This is a genomic window from Aeromonas sp. FDAARGOS 1419 (assembly GCF_019047045.1).
GTDB classification, from domain to species: Bacteria; Pseudomonadota; Gammaproteobacteria; order Enterobacterales; family Aeromonadaceae; genus Aeromonas; species Aeromonas veronii.
This window is the reverse complement of record NZ_CP077209.1, coordinates 4513816-4535202: the sequence shown is the minus strand read 5'-3', so window position 1 is coordinate 4535202 and position 21387 is coordinate 4513816. Positions and strand designations below refer to the sequence as shown.

The 21387-nt window shown below is 60.8% G+C and carries 20 protein-coding genes; 16 read left to right on the top strand and 4 right to left on the bottom strand.

The window, feature by feature from the left end:
* Positions 1-126: 126 nt before the first annotated feature.
* Both recJ and I6L49_RS20705 read right to left on the bottom strand, forming a co-directional pair.
* Positions 127-1857, bottom strand: a complete 1731-nt coding sequence (gene recJ, locus I6L49_RS20710; protein WP_216950279.1) for a single-stranded-DNA-specific exonuclease RecJ — start codon at positions 1855-1857, stop codon at positions 127-129.
* Complete coding sequence (locus tag I6L49_RS20705) at positions 1823-2470, bottom strand: disulfide isomerase DsbC N-terminal domain-containing protein (RefSeq protein WP_216950278.1); 648 nt, start codon at positions 2468-2470, stop codon at positions 1823-1825. The genes recJ and I6L49_RS20705 overlap by 35 nt, the downstream gene beginning before the upstream one ends.
* A gap of 316 nt (positions 2471-2786) precedes the next feature.
* On the opposite strand from I6L49_RS20705, the gene mscL reads away from it, so the two are divergent.
* Positions 2787-3197 carry a large-conductance mechanosensitive channel protein MscL gene (gene mscL / locus I6L49_RS20700; protein ID WP_042054731.1) on the top strand — a complete coding sequence of 137 codons (411 nt, stop codon included), beginning with the start codon at positions 2787-2789 and terminating at the stop codon, positions 3195-3197.
* 72 nt (positions 3198-3269) lie between these two features.
* On the opposite strand, the gene xerD is transcribed toward mscL, so the two are convergent.
* On the bottom strand, positions 3270-4169 hold the full coding sequence (gene xerD / locus I6L49_RS20695; RefSeq protein WP_042061134.1) for a site-specific tyrosine recombinase XerD: 900 nt from the start codon (positions 4167-4169) through the stop codon (positions 3270-3272).
* Positions 4170-4419: 250 nt separating this feature from the next.
* Here xerD and fldB point away from each other — a divergent pair, with 250 nt between their 5' ends.
* The 3 genes from fldB to I6L49_RS20680 all read left to right on the top strand — a co-directional run bounded on the left by fldB (position 4420) and on the right by I6L49_RS20680 (position 7881).
* Positions 4420-4938 (top strand): flavodoxin FldB, encoded by a 519-nt coding sequence (fldB, locus tag I6L49_RS20690; RefSeq protein ID WP_005335151.1) that lies wholly within the window; start codon positions 4420-4422, stop codon positions 4936-4938.
* A 202-nt stretch (positions 4939-5140) separates the two neighbouring features.
* Positions 5141-6541, top strand: a complete 1401-nt coding sequence (locus tag I6L49_RS20685) for a TldD/PmbA family protein (RefSeq protein WP_216950277.1) — start codon at positions 5141-5143, stop codon at positions 6539-6541.
* On the top strand, positions 6541-7881 hold the full coding sequence (locus tag I6L49_RS20680; RefSeq protein WP_216950276.1) for a TldD/PmbA family protein: 1341 nt from the start codon (positions 6541-6543) through the stop codon (positions 7879-7881). Before I6L49_RS20685 ends, I6L49_RS20680 begins: the two co-directional genes overlap by 1 nt.
* 83 nt (positions 7882-7964) lie before the next feature.
* On the opposite strand, the gene I6L49_RS20675 is transcribed toward I6L49_RS20680, so the two are convergent.
* On the bottom strand, positions 7965-8459 hold the full coding sequence (locus I6L49_RS20675) for a zinc ribbon-containing protein (RefSeq protein WP_005335155.1): 495 nt from the start codon (positions 8457-8459) through the stop codon (positions 7965-7967).
* A gap of 145 nt (positions 8460-8604) precedes the next feature.
* Here I6L49_RS20675 and leuS point away from each other — a divergent pair, with 145 nt between their 5' ends.
* From leuS to ybeD, 12 genes are all read left to right on the top strand, one after another.
* The gene (gene leuS / locus I6L49_RS20670; RefSeq protein WP_216950275.1) at positions 8605-11181 is read left to right on the top strand and encodes a leucine--tRNA ligase; all 2577 of its coding nucleotides are present in this window, start codon (positions 8605-8607) and stop codon (positions 11179-11181) included.
* 98 nt (positions 11182-11279) lie between these two features.
* Positions 11280-11762 (top strand): LPS assembly lipoprotein LptE, encoded by a 483-nt coding sequence (lptE, locus tag I6L49_RS20665; protein ID WP_144714343.1) that lies wholly within the window; start codon positions 11280-11282, stop codon positions 11760-11762.
* Positions 11762-12799 carry a DNA polymerase III subunit delta gene (gene holA / locus I6L49_RS20660; protein WP_216950274.1) on the top strand — a complete coding sequence of 346 codons (1038 nt, stop codon included), beginning with the start codon at positions 11762-11764 and terminating at the stop codon, positions 12797-12799. The genes lptE and holA overlap by 1 nt, the downstream gene beginning before the upstream one ends.
* Positions 12793-13443 (top strand): nicotinate-nucleotide adenylyltransferase, encoded by a 651-nt coding sequence (gene nadD / locus I6L49_RS20655; RefSeq protein WP_216950273.1) that lies wholly within the window; start codon positions 12793-12795, stop codon positions 13441-13443. The genes holA and nadD overlap by 7 nt, the downstream gene beginning before the upstream one ends.
* A 97-nt stretch (positions 13444-13540) precedes the next feature.
* Positions 13541-13882: a ribosome silencing factor gene (rsfS, locus tag I6L49_RS20650; RefSeq protein ID WP_216950272.1), complete on the top strand. Its 342-nt coding sequence runs from the start codon at positions 13541-13543 to the stop codon at positions 13880-13882.
* A 21-nt stretch (positions 13883-13903) separates the two neighbouring features.
* Positions 13904-14371 carry a 23S rRNA (pseudouridine(1915)-N(3))-methyltransferase RlmH gene (gene rlmH, locus I6L49_RS20645; RefSeq protein ID WP_005335166.1) on the top strand — a complete coding sequence of 156 codons (468 nt, stop codon included), beginning with the start codon at positions 13904-13906 and terminating at the stop codon, positions 14369-14371.
* Positions 14372-14474: 103 nt separating this feature from the next.
* The gene (gene mrdA, locus I6L49_RS20640; protein WP_040066816.1) at positions 14475-16391 is read left to right on the top strand and encodes a penicillin-binding protein 2; all 1917 of its coding nucleotides are present in this window, start codon (positions 14475-14477) and stop codon (positions 16389-16391) included.
* Entirely contained in the window at positions 16384-17487 is a 1104-nt protein-coding gene (rodA, locus tag I6L49_RS20635) for a rod shape-determining protein RodA (protein ID WP_005335170.1), read from the top strand. The genes mrdA and rodA overlap by 8 nt, the downstream gene beginning before the upstream one ends.
* Positions 17487-18485 carry a lytic murein transglycosylase B gene (gene mltB / locus I6L49_RS20630; protein ID WP_216950271.1) on the top strand — a complete coding sequence of 333 codons (999 nt, stop codon included), beginning with the start codon at positions 17487-17489 and terminating at the stop codon, positions 18483-18485. Before rodA ends, mltB begins: the two co-directional genes overlap by 1 nt.
* Positions 18427-19407, top strand: a complete 981-nt coding sequence (locus I6L49_RS20625; RefSeq protein ID WP_216950270.1) for a septal ring lytic transglycosylase RlpA family protein — start codon at positions 18427-18429, stop codon at positions 19405-19407. The genes mltB and I6L49_RS20625 overlap by 59 nt, the downstream gene beginning before the upstream one ends.
* 186 nt (positions 19408-19593) lie before the next feature.
* Positions 19594-20790, top strand: coding sequence for a D-alanyl-D-alanine carboxypeptidase family protein (locus I6L49_RS20620; protein WP_005335176.1), 1197 nt, complete (start codon positions 19594-19596; stop codon positions 20788-20790).
* A gap of 292 nt (positions 20791-21082) precedes the next feature.
* Positions 21083-21346, top strand: a complete 264-nt coding sequence (ybeD, locus tag I6L49_RS20615; protein ID WP_005335178.1) for a DUF493 family protein YbeD — start codon at positions 21083-21085, stop codon at positions 21344-21346.
* Positions 21347-21387 lie beyond the last annotated feature (41 nt).

Sequence of the window (21387 nt, the reverse complement as noted above, 5' to 3'; positions counted from 1 at the left end):
ACCCGATAGAGACGAGCTTAAACTGTAAAGCTATAGACAGGTCAACGCCCTTTTCCAGAGATCTGTCAACAAAAACGGCCACCCGAGGGTGGCCGTTGTCAGCGATAGGGCTGCGATGCTCTTGACTCAAAGACCGGCCGCCTCCAGATGTTCCACCAGCAGCTGCACGCTGCGGTTGCCGCGCCACTCGTTGACATCGAGCCGGTAGACCAGCCGCACCCGCTTGACCGAGGCATCGGGCCAGCGCTTGAGATCGACGCCAAAGGCGATGGCATCCACCGCGTGACCGGAATCGGTTGTCAGCATCATTTTGAGGTGCTTCTCCCCCACCAGCCGCTGCTGCACCAGCACGAATTCACCGTCGAACAGCGGCTCGGGGAAGGCCTGACCCCAGGGGCCGGAGGCGCGAATAAGCTCTGCCAGCTCGAGAGTGAGCTCGTCTGGCAACAACTCGCCATCGGTGAGCAACACCCCGGTCAAAAGCTCGGGGGTCACCAGCTCACTAATGACCGCCTCAAAGGCCCGACCGAACGCCTCGATGTTGGCCTTGGCCAGGGTCAACCCCGCCGCCATGGCGTGGCCGCCAAACTTGCCCATCAGGCCCGGATGGCGGGTATCGAGCAGTTCCAGTGCATCGCGCAGGTGCACGCCGGGGATGGAGCGGCCGGAGCCCTTGAGCTCGGTCTCGCTGCTCTCGGCAAAGGCGATGACAGGGCGGTAGTACTTCTCCTTCACCTTGGAGGCCACCAGCCCCACCACTCCCTGATGCCACTCGTCCCGGTGCAGCACTATGCCCGACGGCACCTCGCCATCGCGAAAACGGATCTGCTCCAGGGTAGTGAGGGCCTCCTGCTGCATCCCCTGCTCGATCTCCTTGCGCTCCTGATTGAGGCTGTCCATCTCGGCCGCAAGCTGGCGCGCCAGATTGAGATCATCGCAGAGCAGACAGGCAACCCCGAGGGACATGTCATCGAGACGGCCCACCGCATTGAGGCGCGGCCCCAGCGCGAAACCGAGATCGGCGGCGGTGAGACGGCGACCATCGCGGCCCGACACATCCACCAGCGCCTGAATGCCGGGGCGGCAGCGGCCGGCCCGGATCCGCTGCAAGCCCTGATGGACCAGGATGCGGTTGTTGCCATCGAGCGCCACCACGTCGGCGACCGTACCAAGAGCCACCAGATCGAGGTAATCCGCCACATTGGGGGCTCGCAACCCTTGCCGTTCGTACCAGCCAAGCTGACGCAGATGGGTGTTGAGGGCCGCCATCAGGTAGAAGGCCACCCCCACCCCGGCCAGCGACTTGGAGGGGAAATCGCAACCGCGCTGGTTAGGGTTGACGATGGCATCGGCATCAGGCAGCTCCTGACCCGGCAAATGGTGATCGGTAACCAGTACCTGCATGCCGGCCGCCTTGGCAGCCGCCACCCCGGCGATGCTGGAGATGCCGTTATCCACCGTGATCAGGAACTCGGCGCCGCGCGCCACCGCCAGCTCGACAATTTCGGGGGTGAGGCCGTAGCCAAACTCGAAGCGGTTGGGCACCAGAAAATCGATGTGGCGACCGCCCATGGCGCGCAGGGCCAGCACACACAGGGCCGAACTGGTGGCACCATCGCAGTCGAAGTCGCCGACAATCAGGATCCGTTTCTGGGCGGTCAGGGCATCCGCCAGCAGCGGCACCGCCTGCTCCATGCCATAGAGGCGCTGGGGCGGCAACAGCTGGCTGGCGCTGCGCTCCAGCAGGGCGGGATCCTCTACGCCACGGCTGGCGAAGATTTGGCGAAGCAGGGGATGCAGGGTGGCAGGCAGATGGGAATCATCAACTCGCGGACGACGACGAATGTGCAGAGGCATCAAAATTATCCAGTATCTTGAGCAGCTGTTCGGGGCTCTGATACCCGCGCACCAGATCCCCGTCGGAGGAGACCCAGGCCGGCAGTACCTTGACCCCCAACCATTGGCTCAGGCCAATATTTTGGATAAGGGTCTCACTACATGCCGTTTGAGGCAAATAGGCTTTTAACGGATCATTTTGCAGCAGAGGATCGCTGCACCAGTCGGCGGCCCGTTCGGCGTGATCAATCACCGGATAGAGTGCCACGCTCACCCCGGATGCCTGCAGGTGTTGCAAGGTGCCGGAGAGCTGACGGCGCTTTGCGTCCTGCTCGCCGAGAAACAGCGCAACCCGGTGACGCTCATCCCGGGCCTTGAGCACGATGGGGGCATGGGCCACCTGTGCCAAGCCAAGTCGGCGCTGCTCGCGCATACCCGAGATGGTCAGGTTCTTCATGTCGCGGGTCATATCCAGCATGACCCCCTGCACCACATAATCCCCTTTGGCATCGCTGTAGAGCACCCCCTGTGAGGTGCCCAGCATATACAACCCCGCGATCGGGGTCGGTTCAACCAGATAGACGGGGACCCCCAGCCGGGCTGTGATGGTCTGTTTCAAGGCTTGGGTATCCATCCCCGCTCTGGCAGCAAATGTGCACAAAAGCATCATTCCCAGTAGTAAATACTTCACTTGTTTACTCACGTGGTATGAATGAATCGACCCAGCAAACTACAGCAGCACAGCTCATCATTCAACCAGCTAATTACCAAAAAATTAATATCACTTTGTACCAAAAAAATGGTTCCCCCCGATTGCCAAGGACTCATAACGCCCGCAAGCTAGTCAGGACGACAGGAACAACGCGGCTTAGCCTCTGTTTTTCCTGACAAGAGTTCGCCCTTTGGCAAGGGTAATCAACGCGCTATCTTGTTTAATTTCGGAGGAAATAATGAGTCTGATTCAAGAGTTCAAAGCCTTTGCCGCCCGCGGCAACGTCATCGATATGGCGGTCGGTATCATCATTGGTGCCGCCTTCGGCAAAATTGTCTCCTCTTTTGTCGGTGACGTGATCATGCCGCCCATCGGCCTGATCCTGGGCGGCGTGGACTTCAGCGACCTGGCGGTCACCCTGAAGGCCGCAGAAGGTACAACACCCGCCGTGGTCATTGCCTACGGCAAGTTCATCCAGACCATCATCGATTTTCTGATCATCTCCTTTGCCATCTTCATGGGACTGAAGGCCATCAACACCCTCAAGAAGAAGCAGGAAGAGGAAGCCGCCGCCCCGGCAGGCCCGACCAAGGATCAGGAGCTGCTGACCGAGATCCGTGATCTGCTGAAATCCCAGCAAGGGAAATAAGCGCCATCTCCTGTCGTGTAGAGATAAAAAAACCGCCTGCTGGCGGTTTTTTGTTTTTGGGAGGCCAGCCACTCAGGCTCTGGGGTGGTGCTCCCCGTGCAGCGCCTTGAGCCGTTCGTTGGCCACATGGGTGTAGATCTGGGTGGTGGAAAGATCCGCGTGACCCAGCAGCATCTGCACAACCCGCAGGTCTGCGCCGTGGTTGAGCAGATGGGTGGCAAAGGCGTGGCGCAAGGTATGGGGGGATAGCTCGCCGTTAATCCCGGCCCGCTGCGCGTAAAGCTTGATGCGGTGCCAGAAGGTCTGGCGGGTCATCATACGGGCCTGCTTGGAGGGAAACACCACATCCGAGCTGGTGCCCCCCAGCAGCAGGGTGCGGGCCTCCCGGTAGTAACGCTCCAGCCAGTGCATCGCCTCCTCGCCCATCGGCACCAACCGCTCCTTGTTGCCCTTGCCCACTACGCGCACCAAGCCCTGACGCAAACTGACATGCTCGGCAGTGAGCCCCACCAGCTCGGAAACCCGCAAGCCGGTGGCGTAGAGCAGCTCCAGCATCGCCTTGTCCCGCAACTCCAGCGGGTCATCCACCAGCGGCGCACTCAGCAACGCATCCACCTCCGTTTCGCTTAAATCGGAGGGGAGTTTTTTCGGCAGCTTGGGCCCCTCCAGCAGCACGGTCGGATCATCGCTGCGCAGCTTCTCACGGTTGAGATACTGATAGAAACGGCGCAGGGCCGAGAGAAAACGGGCGGTGCTGCTGGCCGCAAACTGGTGATCGACACGCCAGGCGAGGTAGTGCTGGATCTCGTCCATCCCCGCCAGCAGCAGCGAGCTCCCCTGCTCGTCGAGCCAGAGGGAGAACTTCTCCAGATCGCTGCGATAGGAGCTGACCGTGTTGTCAGACAATCCCCGCTCCAGCCAGAGGGCATCGAGAAAGGGTTCAATCAGGGGATGGGGGTCGGGCTTGCTCATGGTGCGCTGCAATCAGGGGATCGATGGCCCATTGTAACGCGCCAACTCCTTGGAAAGACAAGGCACTTTCATTGGAAAGATAAGGCACGTTTGCTACGCACCTTGCCGGGCGGTGAAGGTCGAATGGCAATCTGCTAGACTGGCGCCCTCCCCTTACGTTACCCATCGTGTTGCCAACATGGCGCAGCCCACGCGAGCATGCGAGAACGCGCCAAAAGCAAGCGAGAAAGCGCCAACAGAGAGAAGAGCGATGAAGATTGGTCTGTTTTACGGTTCCACCACCTGCTACACCGAGATGGCTGCCGAGAAGATCCGCGCCCTCATCGGCCCCGAGCTGGTGGATATTCACAATATCAAGGATGTCTCCCTGCGCCGGATGGAGGATTACGAGATCCTGATCCTCGGCATCTCCACCTGGGATTTTGGCGAACTGCAGGAGGACTGGGAGTCCCGCTGGGAAGATATCGCCGACCTCCATCTGGAGGGACGCATCGTGGCCCTGTTTGGCCTCGGCGATCAGCTCGGTTATGGCGAATGGTTCCAGGACGCCCTCGGCATGCTGCACGATCAGCTGGTGCCAAAAGGGGTCAAGCTGGTGGGCTACTGGCCCAACGAAGGGTACGAATTCGATGCCTCCAAGGCACTGATCGACGATGGCCGTCACTTCGTCGGGCTGGCCCTCGATGATGCCAACCAATATGACCAGACCGATCCGCGCATCGAGCAGTGGGTCGAGCAGATCCTGAGCGAAATCCACGCCCTGCTCTGACCTTTCCCACGTTTTGGCAAAACGACCCTGAGCGCCTGGCCCTGGCCGCCGGGCGCAGTTATCGCACCGATTTTCTCAATCGGTATCATCGCATGACGCTATAGCGACTTTTTTGTGCTGGTCTGCAACAATGGACTCGACATCCCATAACAATCAGAGCCGGATGTCGGAAGCAAACGGACAGACCAGAAAAGGATATTCTATGACCCCATTCTCCCTGTTGGCCCCCGCCATCGCCCGTGACGTGCTCGATCACGCGCTTGCGCTGGGTGCCGATTTTGCCGAGCTGTTTGTCGAGCGCAAGCGCCGCAGCCAGCTCAGCCTGCTCTCCAGCCAGATAGAGAACATCAGCGGTGGCCTCGATTTCGGCATCGGTGTGCGCCTCTGTTACGGCCACAAGGTGCTCTACGGCTACACCAATCTGGCCAGCCGCGACGAGCTGCTGCGCATCGTCACCCTGCTGGCGGCCAAAGACCGCCGCGACCCCGTGGTGACCGCCACCGCCTTCGATTTCACCCGCCTGACCGACCGCAACCCGGTGGCCCTGCCCTTGTCGGCAGACAAGCTGCTGGAGCAGAAGATCGCCTATCTGCACGCCATGGATGCGGCGGCCCGCGCCGAGAGCGACAAGGTGAGCCAGTTCTCCGGCAACGTGCTGGGCTGGGAGCAGGAGGTGGAGATCTTCAACAGTGAAGGGTTGCAAGTGGCCGATCGCCGCCACTACAACCGCATCATGGCCCAGACCATCGCCATGGAAGGGAGCGAGCAGAGCGTCGGTTACGAGGCCCCCGGCGCCCTGATGGGGTGGGAGCATGCCGATCGCATCGATCCGCGCGAGCTGGCCCTCACCGCCACCCGTCAGGCACTGGTGAAACTTGGCGCGGCTCCCTGCCCGAGCGGCACCCTGCCGGTCATCATGGAGAACGGCTTTGGCGGCGTCATCTTCCACGAAGCGTGCGGCCACCTGCTGGAGACCACCTCGGTAGCCAAGAAGGCCTCGGTATTCCACGACAAGATGGGCCAGCTTATCGCCAATCCGGTGGTCAATGCGGTGGACGAGGGGCTGCAAGGCAACGTCTGGGGCTCCATCAACGTCGATGATGAGGGGATGGCAACCCAGCATACCCAGCTCATTAAGGACGGCGTTCTGACCGGCTTTCTGGTGGACAGAATGGGCGCCCTCAAGACGGGCTACGCCCGCACCGGCTCGGGGCGGCGCGAATCGTACAAGTACGCCCCCACCTCGCGCATGCGCAACACCTATATCGAGCCGGGCAACCACAGCCTCGACGATATGCTGGCCACCGTCGAACATGGCATCTATGCCAAGAAGATGGGGGGCGGCTCGGTACAGCCCGGCACCGGTGAATTCAACTTCAATGTGCAGGAGGCCTACCTCATCGAGCACGGCAAGATCACCAGACCGCTCAAGTCGGCCACCCTGATCGGCACCGGCCCGCAGGTGCTGAAAGAGATCTCCATGGTGGGCCGCAATCTGGCGCTGGCTGCTGGCATGTGCGGCTCTGTCTCGGGCTCGGTCCCCACCTCGGTGGGCCAGCCGGCGCTGAAAGTGGACAATATTCTGGTGGGAGGGAACGCCTGATGAGCCAGCTCGACATGAACCAACTGCTCACTCGCCTGCTCGACAAGGTGGCCGACCTCAACGCCGAGGCAGACATCATCGCCAATCAGGAGAAGGCCTTCTCCCTCAAGGCAGACAAGGGCGAGCTGGGTGAATACAAGGTCACCAGCAGCCAGCAACTCGGTATTCGCCTGATAAAAGAGGGTCGGGTCGGCATCGCCTACTCGGAATCCCTCGATGAGCTGGCGCTGGATGCAATGCTGCAGGATGCGCTCGATGCCAGCCGCTTTGCCAAGGTGGATGCAAATCAGCGCATCTCGGTGGCCAATAGCCGGATCACCACAGATTGCGCCGAGATCAACCAGCCCGATATCACGCCGGTTGAGGAGAAGATCGCTCTGGCCCTGCGCCTGGAATCTGACATGCTGGCCATGCCCGATGTGAGCGGCGCCCCCTACAACAGCTTCTTCGAAGGGGAGAGCCAGCTCTGGCTCGCCAACAGTCAGGGCACCCTCTGCCAGCACGGCGAGTTCAGCGTCGGCTGCTACACCTCGGCGCTGGTGGAACGGGATGGCCGCCAGTCGATGCACTCGCAGGGGCAGTATGGCCGCCGCTTCGACGAGCTGGACAGTCAGGCCCTGATCGAGCAGATCTACGCCATCGCCGATGGTCTGCTGCCCGGTGAAGCGGTGCCGAGCGGTCACTACAGCGTCATCTTTAGCACCAACTGCTTCGCCAGCCTGTTTGGCTGCTTTCAGGGTGTGCTGTCGGGCAAGTGGGCCCAGCAGGGGATCAACCCCTGGCGCAGCAAGGTCGGCCAGAGCGTAGCGTCACGCTGGCTTACTCTGGAGAGCAGGGTCTATATGCCGGGCGGCATGAACATCAAGGCGTTTGATGGCGAGGGAGCTGCCAGCTCGGATCTGCTGCTGATTGGCGAAGGGGAGCTGAAAACCCTGCTCCACAACAGCGCCACCGCCCGCCACTTTGGAGTCGCCAGCAACGGTTCGGCCGCTCGCGGTGCCCGCAGCGCCCTCGATGTGACCGCTCGCCATCTGGTGTTTGGCGCAGGCCCCCATAGGGAAGCGGAGGTGCAAAGCGGCGACTATCTGGAGCTGGTCAAGCTGGATGGCCTGCACTCCGGTGCCGATGCGGTGAGCGGCGACTTCTCCTTTGGCGCGTCAGGTTTCCTCTGCCGCGATGGAGTTCGCCTGCAGCCGGTGCGCGGCATCACGGTAGCAGGCAACTTCTACCGCCTGCTGGGCGAGCTGGAAGCGGTCGGTGACACCCTGCACCACAACGACGGCAAGGGCTTCTACGCCCCGCAGATCCGTTTTGGCGGCCTCTCCGTAGCGGGCAAGTAAACGTCCCGACGAAACCTGCAAGCAAGAAAAAGGCGCCTGATGGCGCCTTTTTGCTCGTTATCTCGTCCGCCTTGAGGCCTGACTCAGGGCGAGAGCGGCTCGCGATGATACTCGGCGCAGCCGCATTCGGGGCAGGTATCGAGCTGTTGTGGGTGCAGCACGGTATGGCGCCAGCCACACTGGTCGCACACCATGACCCCGAGCCCTACCCAGTCACCCGCTTCGTAAACACCCTTGTGCTCCAGCTCGTCGGCCAGCTCGCGCCACTCCACCTGGGCGCGGTCGGTCACATCCGCCAGCCAGGACCAGGCGGTGTCTTTGAGGGCCAGCATAAAGGCAGACTCTTCCACCTGCGCACTATCGTCATGGCGCCCCTCGTCATAGTTGCCCAGATCCCGCTTCACGTACTCGGCGATGAGCGCCAGTTCGTCCTGGGTCAGGTCGCTGGCAGCCTCCAGATAGGCCTGCACCTTGGCAATCATCCGGTTGAGGCGCTCCCCCTGGAACTCTTCAGTCTCTTGCCACTGTTTTTGCAGCTCGGCAATGAAGGCTTCGTACCCTTTTTGACGTTTGTCCATGGCTCTAACTCCTCTACTAAACCCTGATCTGGCCCGGCTTAAGGCCCAAGGGACGCTGGCGGTTGTTGCCGCCGCAGGATATGGGTATTCTATTGCGATTTCCCAGCTGATTTATCTATTCATTTCACAGATCCGGATGTCACCAATGCAAGAGCAATACGTTCCCCAATCAATCGAACCAGCAGTGCAAAAGCACTGGGATGCCAAGAAAACCTTCAAGGCCGTGGAGAAGGTAGACAAGGAGAAGTTCTACTGCCTGTCCATGTTCCCCTATCCGTCTGGTCGACTACACATGGGGCACGTTCGTAACTACACCATAGGTGATGTGATCTCCCGTTATCAACGCCTCAATGGCAAGAACGTGCTGCAACCCATAGGTTGGGATGCATTCGGTCTGCCGGCCGAGAACGCCGCGATCAAAAACAATACCGCGCCGGCGCCCTGGACCTACGAAAACATCGAATACATGAAGAACCAGCTGAAGATGCTGGGTCTGGGTTATGACTGGGATCGTGAAGTCGCCACCTGCAAACCGGATTACTACCGCTGGGAACAGTGGTTCTTCACCAAGCTCTACGAGAAGGGTCTGGTCTACAAGAAGACCTCCTCCGTCAACTGGTGCCCGAACGACATGACCGTACTGGCCAACGAGCAGGTTGTCGACAACTGCTGCTGGCGCTGTGACACCCCGGTGGAACAGAAAGAGATCCCCCAGTGGTTCATCAAGATCACCGACTACGCTGAAGAGCTGCTCAACGACATCGACAATCTGGAAGGCTGGCCGGAGATGGTCAAGACCATGCAGCGCAACTGGATTGGCCGCTCCGAAGGGGTCAACATCAGCTTCGCTATCGAGGGTCAGGCTGAGCAGCTGGAGGTCTACACCACCCGTCCGGACACCTTCATGGGCGTCACCTATGTCGGTATCGCTGCCGGTCACCCGCTGGCGCTGCAGGCAGCCCAAAACAATCCTGAGCTGGCCGCCTTCATCGAAGAGTGCAAGAACACCAAGGTAGCCGAAGCTGAACTGGCCACCATGGAGAAGAAGGGCATGGCCACCGGCCTCTATGCCATTCACCCGCTGGATGGCCGCAAGGTACCAGTCTGGGTCGCCAACTTCGTGCTGATGAACTACGGCACCGGCGCCGTGATGGCGGTTCCAGCCCACGATCAGCGTGACTTCGAGTTCGCCACCAAATATGGCCTCGACATCAAGGCGGTGATCAAGCCGGTTGATGGCGACGTCGACGTGAGCGAAGCCGCTTACACCGAGAAGGGCGTGCTGTTCAACTCCGGCGAGTTTGACGGTCTCGACTTCCAGGGCGCCTTCGATGCCATCGCCAGCAAGCTGGAAGGGCTGGGCAAAGGCAAGCGCACCGTCAACTACCGTCTGCGTGACTGGGGTGTCTCTCGTCAGCGTTACTGGGGTGCCCCCATCCCGATGCTGACCCTGGCTGACGGCTCCGTGGTGCCGACGCCGGAAGACCAACTGCCGGTGCTGCTGCCGGAAGATGTGGTGATGGATGGTATCCAGAGCCCGATCAAAGCTGATGCCGAGTGGGCCAAGACCACTTACAACGGTCAGGAAGCGTTCCGCGAGACCGATACCTTCGACACCTTTATGGAGTCCTCCTGGTACTACGCGCGCTACTGCTCCCCGGACTACGACAAGGGCATGCTGGATCCGGCTGCTGCCAACCACTGGCTGCCGGTGGATCAGTACATCGGCGGTATCGAGCACGCCTGTATGCACCTGCTCTACGCCCGCTTCTTCCACAAGCTGCTGCGTGACGCGGGTCTGGTCAACAGCGACGAGCCGTTCAAGCGCCTGCTCTGCCAGGGCATGGTGCTGGCTGACGCCTTCTACTACAAAGACGAGAAGGGCGGCAACGTCTGGGTCAGCCCGACTGACGTCAAGGTAGAGCGTGACGAGAAGGGTCGTATCACCAAGGCCATCGACAACGAAGGTCGTGAGGTAATGCACTCCGGCATGACCAAGATGTCCAAGTCCAAGAACAACGGCATCGACCCGCAGCTGATGGTCGAGCGTTACGGCGCCGATACCGTCCGTCTGTTCATGATGTTCGCCTCTCCGGCCGAGATGACCCTAGAGTGGTCCGACTCCGGCGTAGAGGGTGCCCAGCGCTTCCTGCGTCGCCTGTGGCGCGTCACCTTCGAACACGTTTCCGGTGGCGCCGTTGCCGCACTGGATGTAGCGGCTCTCACCAACGAGCAGAAAGCGGTTCGCCGTGAACTGCACAAGACCATCGCCAAGGTGAGCGATGACGTGGGTCGCCGTCAGACCTTCAACACCGCCATCGCCGCCATCATGGAGCTGATGAACAATCTCTCCAAGCTGGGCAACGACGAGCAGGACCGCGCCCTGATGCAGGAAGCGCTGGAAGCCGTGGTAGTCATGCTCTACCCCATCACTCCGCACATCGGCTTCGAGCTGTGGAAGATGCTGGGCAAGGGCGACGACATCGATCACGCTGCCTGGCCGGTGGCCGATGAAGCGGCCATGTTCGAGACCGAGAAGCTGGTGGTGGTGCAGATCAACGGCAAGATGCGCGGCAAACTGACCGTACCAGCCGAGATCAGCCAGGCTGACGTCGAGAAGCTGGCGATGGCCGATGCCTCCGTGCAGAAGTTCACCGACGGCCTGACCGTGCGCAAGGTGATCTATGTACCGGGCAAGCTGCTCAACATCGTTGCTAACTGATCGGTTGCCAACTGATCATTGCCAATCTGTGACAGCAAACGGATGATAACGGCGGGCCCTGCGCCCGCCGCTTTCCCTTAATGCAAAGAGGATTTTCTATGGGCACCATCTTCACCCGCTGGATGGCCATCGTGCTGGCTGGTCTGCTGCTGCAAGGCTGCGGCTTTCACATGCGCGGCAACGGCATTCCGAGCGAGCTGATGACCATGAAGGTCGTGGGCGACAACAAGAGCGACTTCTACCGGATGGTTACCACCCGCCTGAAGGCCTCTGGCGTGACCCTGGCCGACAAGGAGGGCATTCCGGTGCTCACTCTGGGTGGCGTAGGCAGCACCAGTCAGGTTGCCTCGGTCAACGCCCTCGGGGTCGACACCGAGTATGTGCTGGGCTTTGGTACCCAGTTCACCATCTCGGTGCCGGGCAAGCCAACTCAAGTCTTCCCCATCAACTTCAACCGCAGCTTCCTCAACAAGCCGGATGCAGCGCTCGCCTCCTCCCGTGAGCAGGAGCAGCTCAACCGCGAAATGCAGGAGCAGGCGGCCAATCAGGTGATCCGGCAGTTGAGTCAGGTCAGCTTCTGATGCGGATCTACCCGGAACAATTTGGTGACCACCTCAAAGCAGGGCTTCGGCCCTGCTATCTCGTTTTTGGCGACGAGCCCCTGTTGCGACTGGAGGCCATCGACGCCATCCGTCAGATCGCCCGCAAGCAGGGTTTCGATGAACGCCACACTTTCGTGGTGGAACAGGGTCTGGACTGGAATCAGGTCTACGATGCCTGTCAGGCGATGAGCCTCTTCTCCGCCCGCCAGATCATCGAGCTGGAGCTGCCCGCCAAGGTGGACAAGGATCTGGCCGCCCGCATCAGCGAAATTGGCAAGCAGCTTCATCCCGACCTGCTGCTGGTGCTGAGTGGCGGTCGCCTCAACCAGACCCAGATGAAGGCAGCCTGGTTCGACAAGCTCTACCAAATTGGCACCTATGTGCCGGTCAACCATCCGGAGCCCAAGTTCTTCCCGCGCTGGATGAGCGCCCGTTTTGCGCGTTTCGGCCTCAAGGCGCTGCCGGATGCCATCAACTTCATGTGCCACTCCTACGAGGGCAACCTGCTGGCCGCCAGCCAGGAGATCGAGAAGCTGACCCTGCTCTCGCCGCCCCAGCCCATCAGCGTCACCTATCTGCAAGAGACCATTATCCGCCACGCCCACTTCACCCCGTTCCAGCTGGTCGATACCCTGCTGGAGGGCAAGGTGAACCGGGCCCAGCGCATTCTGGCCGCCCTGCGGGCCGAAGGTACCGAGCCGGGGATGCTGGCCTGGACCCTCTGCCGCGAGCTGGAGCAGCTGACCGAGCTGTCGTTGGCGATGCGGAGCGGCCAGCCGCTGGGTGAGCACTTCAGCCGCCTGCGCATCTGGCAGAGCCGCCAGCAGCTCATTCAGCAAGCACTGACCCGACTGCCGTTTGCCAAGTTGCAGCAACTGTGGCAACTGATGGCCCAGCTGGACGATGCCCAGCGCCGCTTCGATAGCGAGCAGGCGTGGCTGATGCTGCAGACCATTGCCCTCGGCTTTCGTGATGGCACCCCGCTGCCGCTGGTGATGGAGAGCAGCCCGTGCTGAAGGCGCCCATTGGCCTGCTGGGGGGCACGTTCGATCCTATCCATATCGGCCATCTGCGCCCCGCCATCGAGGCGCGCGATGCCATTGGTCTGGCGGAAGTACGGCTGATCCCAAACCATATACCGCCCCACCGCGCCAACCCGCACTGCTCCAGCGAGCAGCGTCTGGCCATGGTCAGGCTGGCGGCGGCAGAGAACCGCCACTTCGTGGTGGATGAGCGGGAACTTTTGCGCAACAAGCCCTCATACACCATAGATACCCTGATCGAGCTGCGTCAGGAGCTGCCCGATACGCCGCTCTGCTTTTTGATGGGGATGGACTCGCTGCTTGGCCTGCCCGGCTGGCACCGCTGGCGGGAGCTGCTCGACTACGCCCATCTGGTGGTGAGCACCCGCCCCGGCTGGCAACCCGATTATCCGGCCGAACTGGCTGAACTGCTGGCCCGTCATCAGGTCAAAAAGGTAGCCGCACTGCACCGGCAACGGGCAGGCCATATCTGGTTGGCCAGCAATCAACCCATTGAATTGTCTGCTACCCGGCTGCGCGAGCTGCTGGCGGCGGGAGAAGATCCCCGCTACCTCTTGCCCGAGCCGGTTGCGCACTATATTGATCAACAGGGGCTCTACCGCGCCATCTGCCGGTAAGACACCCCAGCTGTCCCGTTCCGGTAGGAAACGGGAGTGACCATGATATAATCCGCCGCCCTCACGCTGTCAGGCGCCGGAATACAGGAGAGACTCATTGCAAGGCCAAAAACTTCACGCCTTTATCATCGACAAGATTGATGACATGAAAGGCCGCGATATCATCACCCTCGATGTACGCGGCAAATCCAGCATCACTGACACCATGATCGTCTGCTCCGGCAACTCCAACCGTCACGTCTGCTCCATCGCCAACCATCTGGCCAGTGAAGCCCGTCATGCCGGGCTCGACCTGCTGAGCGTGGAAGGCGAGCTGAGCGGAGAGTGGGTACTGGTAGATATGGGATCGGTGATCGTGCATGTGATGCAGGATGAACATCGTGACTTCTACCAGCTGGAAAAACTGTGGGGCGGTGCCGCTCAAGTGAACACGCAATAACGAGAGCAGCAAAGTACCGACATGAAGATTCAGTTGATCGCGGTGGGCACCAAGATGCCCGCCTGGGTAGAGCATGGCTTTGAAGAGTATCGCCGCCGCTTCCCGAAAGATATGCCGTTCGAGCTGGTGGAGATTGGCGCCGGCAAACGGGGCAAAAATGCCGATATTCCCCGCATTCTGCAAAAAGAGGGGGAGGCCATGCTGGCTGCCGCGGGGCGCTCGCGCATCGTCACCCTCGACATTCCGGGCAAGCCATGGACCACGGAGCAGCTGGCTACCCAGCTGGAGGCGTGGAAGCTCGATGGCCGCGATGTCGCCCTGCTGGTAGGCGGGCCGGAAGGCTTGTCACCGGAGTGCAAGGCAGCCGCTGAACAGAGCTGGTCACTGTCACCGCTCACCCTGCCCCATCCGCTGGTGCGGGTGCTGGTGGCAGAGAGCCTCTATCGGGCCTGGAGCATCACCACCAATCATCCGTATCATAGAGAGTGAGCCATGCGTCTCTGGAGTCTCACCTCTCATATTCACCCCTATCACAGAGAGTGAACAATGCAGTTCCTGCTCTTATTGCCCCCAAGGGTCTTGAGGTAAAGGCATGCTGAAACAACGCATCGAAATGCGCGATCACAGTGCCGAGGGCAATCTGTTCTTCCGGCGCACCCTGGTAGCCTACATCGGCATCGTCGTGCTGATGCTGGTGCTGCTGGGCAATCTCTATTATCTGCAGGTCGAGTCCTACGACACCTACCAGACTCGCTCCAACTCCAACCGCATCCGCGTGGTGCCGGTGGCGCCGCCACGGGGCCTCATCTATGACGCCAACGGCGTGCTGCTGGCGGAAAACCGCCCGGTCTACAGTCTGGAAATTGTGCCGGAAGAGACCAAGGATCTCGAAAAAACCGCCGACCAGCTGATCACCCTGCTGGGTCTGCCAGAGGGCACCAAGGAGAAGTTCCTCGCCGAAGTGAAGCGCCAGCGCCGCTTCAAGCCGGTCCCCCTCTACGAGAAACTGACCGAATATCAGGTAGCCCTCTTCTCGGTCAACCAGCACAACTACCCAGGCGCCAGCATCGAGGCCTACCTCAAACGCTACTACCCGTTTGGTGACACCCTCACCCACGCTTTGGGCTATGTGGCCAAGATCAACACCCGTGACGTGGAGCGCCTCGAGAAGGAAGAAAAACTCGCCAACTACGCGGCCACCAAGGATATCGGCAAGCAGGGGGTGGAGAAGTATTACGAGGATGAGCTGCACGGTGTGGCGGGCTATCAGGAGGTCGAGGTGAACAACCGCGGCCGGATTGTCCGCACCCTCAAGTTCCAGCCACCTATTCCGGGCAAGGATATCTACCTCAATATCGACGTCCGGATGCAGCTCAAGGCCCAGCAACTGCTGGCCGGCCAGCGCGGCGCCATCGTGATGATGGATCCGAGAACCGGCGCCATCATCGCCATGGAGTCGAGCCCGAGCTATGACCCCAACCTGTTCGTGACCGGCATCTCCAGCGCCAACTACTCGGCGCTGCTCAACGATCCGGCGCGGCCGCTGGTGAACCGCACCACTCAGGGCATCTATGCCCCCGCCTCCACCGTCAAACCCATGATGTCGGTAATGGGACTCAACGAGGGGGCCATTACCCCGGGCTACCGCTATTTCGGCGGCCCGAGCTTCTCTATTCCCGGTACCACCAAGAAGTTTCGCGACTGGCGCCGCTGGGGTCATGGCTGGCTCGATGTCTATCGCGCCATCGAGGTCTCGGCAGATACCTATTTCTACGATCTCGCCTATCGGGTCGGCATCGACAAGATCCACAGCTACATGACCAAGTTCGGCTTCGGTCAGTACAGTGGCGTCGACCTCTATGAAGAGACCAAGGGGGTCATGCCGTCCCGTGACTGGAAAATGGCCCGCTGGCGTCAGCCCTGGTATCAGGGGGACACCATCTCCATCGGTATCGGTCAGGGATACTGGAGCGCCACGCCAATCCAGCTGGCCAAGGCGATCAGCATCCTGACCCAGAACGGTCACGATGTGACCCCGCACCTGCTCAAGAGCACCGCCTCCCAGGCGGGGGTGGTCGATGCACCGATCAACCCGAACATGGCGCTCAAAACCAAGAGTGACAGCTACTGGCAGGTGGCGCGGGAGGGGATGTGGCGAGTGATCAACGGCCACGAAGGTACCGGCCGTCGCGCTTTTGCCAACACCCCCTATGTGGCGGCAGGCAAGTCCGGCACCGCCCAGGTGGTCAACATGAAAGAAAATCAGGTCTACAACGCCAAAACCATGAAGGTAGAGCATCGCGACAATGCCCTGTTTGTCGCCTTTGCCCCCTATGAAACACCCAAGGCAGTCGTGGCGCTGGTGCTGGAGAACGCCGGTGGTGGCAGTACCAATGCGGCCCCCGTTGCTCGCCAGATGCTAGATGCCTATCTGCTGCCCCCTGATCCGCAACTGCCACCGGCACCGGAAAAGCCGTCCCAACCGAGTGAGGTCGCTCCCAATGAGTAATTCTGCCCGCCAGCAGAGCATCTGGTACAAGCTGCATATCGACTTGCCCCTGCTGCTCGGTCTGCTGGCCGTGATGACCCTCTCCATGGTGGTGCTCTACTCCGCCTCCGGTCAGGATATGGACTCCATCGTGCGCCAGCTGGTGCGCGGCGGTCTCGCCTTTGCCCTGATGATCGGCCTGGCCCAGCTGCCCCCCTCCCTCTACGCCCGCTGGTCGGTGCCGCTGTTCGCCGTGGTGGTGCTGATGCTGATTGCGGTGGACGTATTCGGCCACATCGGCAAGGGGGCCCAGCGCTGGCTCGATCTGGGCTTTATGAAGTTCCAGCCCTCCGAGGTGATGAAGCTCTCCATGCCGATCATGGTGGCCGCCTGGCTCAGTCGCCACTCGCTGCCCCCCAAGTTCAGCCATGTGGTGATCGCCCTCATCATGGTGCTGCTGCCGACCCTGCTGATCGCCGCCCAGCCTGACCTTGGCACCTCCATTCTGGTGGCCGCCTCCGGCTTCTTCGTCATCTTTCTGGCGGGGCTCAGCTGGTGGCTGATCGGCTTGGCGGTCCTGCTGATGCTGGCCTTTATGCCGGTGCTCTGGTTCTTCCTGATGCACGACTACCAGCGCCAGCGAGTGCTGATGCTGCTCGACCCGGAGAAAGACCCGCTCGGCCGCGGCTACCACATCATCCAGTCCAAGATTGCAATCGGCTCCGGCGGCGTCTTTGGCAAGGGGTGGCTGCAAGGGACCCAGTCCCAGCTTGAGTTTTTACCAGAACGCCATACCGACTTCATCTTCGCGGTGTTCAGCGAGGAGTTCGGTCTGGTAGGGGTTGCCCTGCTGCTGGTGCTCTACCTCTACGTCATCAGCCGCTGCCTGTTTATCTCGATGCAGGCTCAGAACAGCTTCGAGCGACTGCTGGGCGGCGCCATCACCCTCACCTTCTTCGTCTATGTGTTCGTCAATATGGGCATGGTGAGCGGCATCCTGCCGGTGGTAGGAGTGCCCCTGCCGCTGGTGAGCTATGGCGGTACCTCCATGGTGACCCTGATGGCCGGATTCGGTATCCTGATGTCCATCCAGACTCATAGAAGACTGCTCGCCTGATGAGACGGGTTGGATTGCTGCTCTCGCTCGCCACCACGATGGCGACCGCCGCCGTGGCGCCGGATCGGTTGGCCCTGCTCGCCGACCAGCAGCAGGTGCCGCTGGCGGAGCTGCAGGCTGCCGTCGCCCGCGCCCAGTTACGGCAGGAGGTGCTCGACACCATCAGCAAGCCGTGGGAAGCCAAACCCTGGCATCGCTACCGGCCGCTGTTCGTTACCCCGGATCGCATCCGTGATGGCCAGCAGTTCTGGCAGCAACATGCGGCAACGCTGGCCCGCGCGGAGCAGACCTATCGGGTGCCCGCCTCGCTCATCGTGGCCATCATAGGGGTCGAGACCTTCTATGGTCGCCAGATGGGCCGTCATCCGGTGCTCGATAGCCTCTACACCCTGGGGTTCCACTACCCGGAACGCAGCGACTTCTTTGCCAAGGAGTTTGCCCAGCTGGTGGTGCTGGCCAAAGAGGAAGGGTGGCAACTCGATACCCTCAAGGGCTCCTATGCCGGGGCCATGGGTATGGGGCAGTTCATGCCCTCCAGCTACCGCCACTACGCCGTCGATTTTGACGGGGATGGCAAGCGGGATCTGTTTGCCAACCCGGTCGATGCCATCGGCAGCGTGGCCAACTATTTTGCCAGCCACCAGTGGCGCTGGGGCGAATCCGTGGTGGAACCGGCCCAGATCGGGTTGATGGCAGTCGAGCCTCTACTCAGGCCTGAGCCCGAGTTAACACAACAGTGGTCAGAACTGGCGGCGGCAGGGATTGAGCTCGCCACGCCGCTGGCCCCACAGACGCCGGTCAAGTTGCTGGCGTTTGCCCAAGCCGATGGACCGGAATACTGGGTCGCACGGCATAACTTTTATGTGATCACCCGTTACAATCGCAGCCCACTCTATGCGATGGCGGTGTATCAACTTAGCCAAGCCATTCAGGAAGCGTATGCATCTTCGTCACAAACTCCTCCCGCTCAGCCTGAGCTTGTTGCTGGCCGCCTGTAGCAGCCAGCCGGAACAGAGCGCCCCCATCGAGCAGCAAGCACCGGTCAGCAAGCCACCCGTTATCGAGATCCCGCAAGCCACCGGCGCCATTCCGCGCCCCGAGCCCCTGAGTGCCAGCGGCAACCGGGACTACTGGATCGGCAAGCAGAAGCACGAGGTGTGGCGCGACATCAAACACTACAGCGAAGAGGGCACCGCCAGCTGGTTGTCGCCGGATCTGGACGGCCAGAAGACCGCCAACGGCGATGTGCTGGACAGCAAGCTGTTCAGTGCCGCCCACCGCAACCTGCCCATCCCGAGCTATGTGCGAGTCACCAATCTGGACAACGGGCTGGAGACCATAGTGCGGGTCAACGATCGCGGTCCCTTCAACAGCCCGCGCCTGATCGACCTCTCCTACGCAGCGGCCAAGCAGCTGGAGATGGTCGATAGCGGTGAGGCCAGAGTACGGCTGGAGCTGATCAGCGACACTCCGGATCAGATGGTGATCATGGAGCCGATGAAGCCCATCGAAATGACTCCGACCACTCCGGCTGCGGCCTCCAACACGCTGTCGCAAGATGGCTTCCTGGGTGAACCGACCGCGCTGGCGATGGCCACTCCCGCCGCCGAACCCGCTCCCGTCAAGGCACCCGCCGCCAAGCCAGCCAAAGCGGCACCTGTCAAACCAGCGCCAGCCAAGGCTGCAGCGCCCGCCGGTAGTGGTGATGGCAAGATGATCCAGGTACTGGCCAGCGGCTCCCGGGATCGGGCCGAGGCGATGGGCAAGGTGATGACCCAGCGTTACGGCGTGCCCTACCGGATCGATGCTCATGGCGCCATTTTCCGGGTACTGATTGGCCCGGTCGCCGCCGACCAGCAGGCAAGTGTGCTGGAAAAAGTACGTCAGGGCGGGCTGGAACAGGCCTTTATCGTGCCCTGATCGCCCCCCTTTGCTGCGGATGTGACTAACCGCTTACTCACTGTCATCACGTCGTTTTATGGCGTGATGACAGGGAGTGATGGATAAAAAACCAGTTCTGATCGCCATCTCGGGCTATAACCTGCGGGCGCATCTGGTATAGTTAGGCCCGCATTTTATCCCCATCTGGCTCGCAGGAATTTCAAGATGTCCAAATTTGCCCGTTCAGTTCTTCTGGCCTCACTGATCAGCGTAACCGCCCAGGCCAATACGCCGGTGCCGACACCGACCCCGAATGCCATGCCCATGGTGGTTCCCGCCGCGCCGGAGATCTCCGCCAAGGCTCATATTCTGATCGATTACTACTCAGGTCAGGTGCTGGCCGAGCAGAACGCCGAAGAGCGTCTGCCGCCCGCCAGTCTGACCAAGATGATGACCTCCTACATCATCGGCCAGGAGCTGCTGAAGGGGAATATCAAGCGCACCGACATGGTGACCATCAGCCAGAACGCCTGGTCCAAAAACTACTCCGACTCCTCCAAGATGTTTATCGAGGTGGGCAAGCAGGTCTCCGTCGATGATCTCAACAAGGGCATCATCATCCAGTCCGGCAACGACGCCTGCGTCGCCATGGCCGAGTTCCTGGCAGGCAGCACCGACTCCTTCGCCAGCCTGATGAACAGCTGGGCCGCCAAGCTCGGCATGAACGACAGCCACTTCATGAACCCGCACGGTCTGGATGCGGAAGGTCACTACAGTACCGCTCACGACATGGCCCGTCTGGGTCAGGCGCTGATCCGCGACCTGCCGGAGGAGTACAAGATCTACTCCCAGAAATCCTTCGTGTTCAACGGCATCACCCAGCACAACCGCAACCGCCTGCTGTGGGATCAATCCCTGCAAGTGGATGGCATCAAGACCGGCCACGTCAGCCAGGTCGGCTATAACCTGGTCTCCTCTGCCACCAACAACGAAGGCATGCGCCTGATCGCCGTGGTACTGGGCGCCAGCAGCGAAGCCTCCCGCGCCGCCGAGAGCAAAAAACTGCTCACCTACGGCTTCCGCTTCTTCCAGAGCCTGACCCCGTACAAGGCAGGCACCGAGCTGGTCACCCAGAAGATCTGGATGGGCGACAAACCGGAAGTGAAACTGGGCGTCGACAAAGATGTCTCCGTGCTGGTCACCCGCGGTCAGGGCAACAACCTCAAAGCGGACTTCCAGCTCGACAGCGAACTGAAAGCGCCGCTGGCCAAGGGGCAGCGCGTCGGTACCGTGTTCCTGAAGCAGGGTGACAAAGAGATCAAGCAGGTGCCGCTGGTCGCTCTGGAAGAGGTGCAGGAAGGTGGCTTGATGAGCCGTCTGTGGGACTATCTGGTACTGCTGGTCACCAGCTGGTTCAAGTAATCCAACGCACAATCCTCACCAAACAGCGGCGCCAACAGGCGCCGCTGCTGTCTGTGACCGGCAAAGGCAGTGAATAACCCTGTAAACTGCAGGTTCCGCCTCACCCTGATTTGTGGTAAAAAGCAGCACTTCCATCCTTGTCTGACCGATCCTGGCCTTGATCCCGGTCCGGGCAGCGCCCATATAGTTATGAGCCGTGCCCATATAGACTTGAAATGGCGGCCTCCACGGGCCATCGGCCACTAGCCATCCAAGATGAAGTCATCCCGGTGATGACGCAAAAGGTGAGTAAATGAATACCAAGTTTGATGAACTGCTGGAGTTTCCCTGCAAATTCCCGTTCAAGGTACTCGGCGTTGCCGACCCGGCACTGCCGGAAATGGTGGTTGAAGTGCTGCAGCAGCACGCCCCCGGCACCTACAGCCCGACAGTCCAGCCCAGCTCCAAGGGCAACTACCACTCGGTTCGCGTGACCGTGACTGCCCAGAGCAAAGAGCACATCGAAGCGATGTACCACGCTCTTGGCAAGATCGAGCTGGTGAAATACGTACTGTAATTTCTCTCTCGCCCCGTTCTGCGGGGCGACTGTTTTTGGCC

Coding starts and splice junctions, on each gene's coding strand:
- I6L49_RS20680 (WP_216950276.1), top strand. CDS start 6,541: ATGAGCCAGCTCGACATGAACCAACTGCTCACTCGCCTGCTCGACAAG.
- mrdA (WP_040066816.1), top strand. CDS start 14,475: ATGCTGAAACAACGCATCGAAATGCGCGATCACAGTGCCGAGGGCAAT.
- mltB (WP_216950271.1), top strand. CDS start 17,487: ATGAGACGGGTTGGATTGCTGCTCTCGCTCGCCACCACGATGGCGACC.
- rlmH (WP_005335166.1), top strand. CDS start 13,904: ATGAAGATTCAGTTGATCGCGGTGGGCACCAAGATGCCCGCCTGGGTA.
- I6L49_RS20625 (WP_216950270.1), top strand. CDS start 18,427: ATGCATCTTCGTCACAAACTCCTCCCGCTCAGCCTGAGCTTGTTGCTG.
- I6L49_RS20675 (WP_005335155.1), bottom strand. CDS start 8,459: ATGGACAAACGTCAAAAAGGGTACGAAGCCTTCATTGCCGAGCTGCAA.
- recJ (WP_216950279.1), bottom strand. CDS start 1,857: ATGCCTCTGCACATTCGTCGTCGTCCGCGAGTTGATGATTCCCATCTG.
- fldB (WP_005335151.1), top strand. CDS start 4,420: ATGAAGATTGGTCTGTTTTACGGTTCCACCACCTGCTACACCGAGATG.
- ybeD (WP_005335178.1), top strand. CDS start 21,083: ATGAATACCAAGTTTGATGAACTGCTGGAGTTTCCCTGCAAATTCCCG.
- I6L49_RS20705 (WP_216950278.1), bottom strand. CDS start 2,470: ATGGATACCCAAGCCTTGAAACAGACCATCACAGCCCGGCTGGGGGTC.
- rodA (WP_005335170.1), top strand. CDS start 16,384: ATGAGTAATTCTGCCCGCCAGCAGAGCATCTGGTACAAGCTGCATATC.
- mscL (WP_042054731.1), top strand. CDS start 2,787: ATGAGTCTGATTCAAGAGTTCAAAGCCTTTGCCGCCCGCGGCAACGTC.
- I6L49_RS20620 (WP_005335176.1), top strand. CDS start 19,594: ATGTCCAAATTTGCCCGTTCAGTTCTTCTGGCCTCACTGATCAGCGTA.
- I6L49_RS20685 (WP_216950277.1), top strand. CDS start 5,141: ATGACCCCATTCTCCCTGTTGGCCCCCGCCATCGCCCGTGACGTGCTC.
- xerD (WP_042061134.1), bottom strand. CDS start 4,169: ATGAGCAAGCCCGACCCCCATCCCCTGATTGAACCCTTTCTCGATGCC.
- holA (WP_216950274.1), top strand. CDS start 11,762: ATGCGGATCTACCCGGAACAATTTGGTGACCACCTCAAAGCAGGGCTT.
- leuS (WP_216950275.1), top strand. CDS start 8,605: ATGCAAGAGCAATACGTTCCCCAATCAATCGAACCAGCAGTGCAAAAG.
- lptE (WP_144714343.1), top strand. CDS start 11,280: ATGGGCACCATCTTCACCCGCTGGATGGCCATCGTGCTGGCTGGTCTG.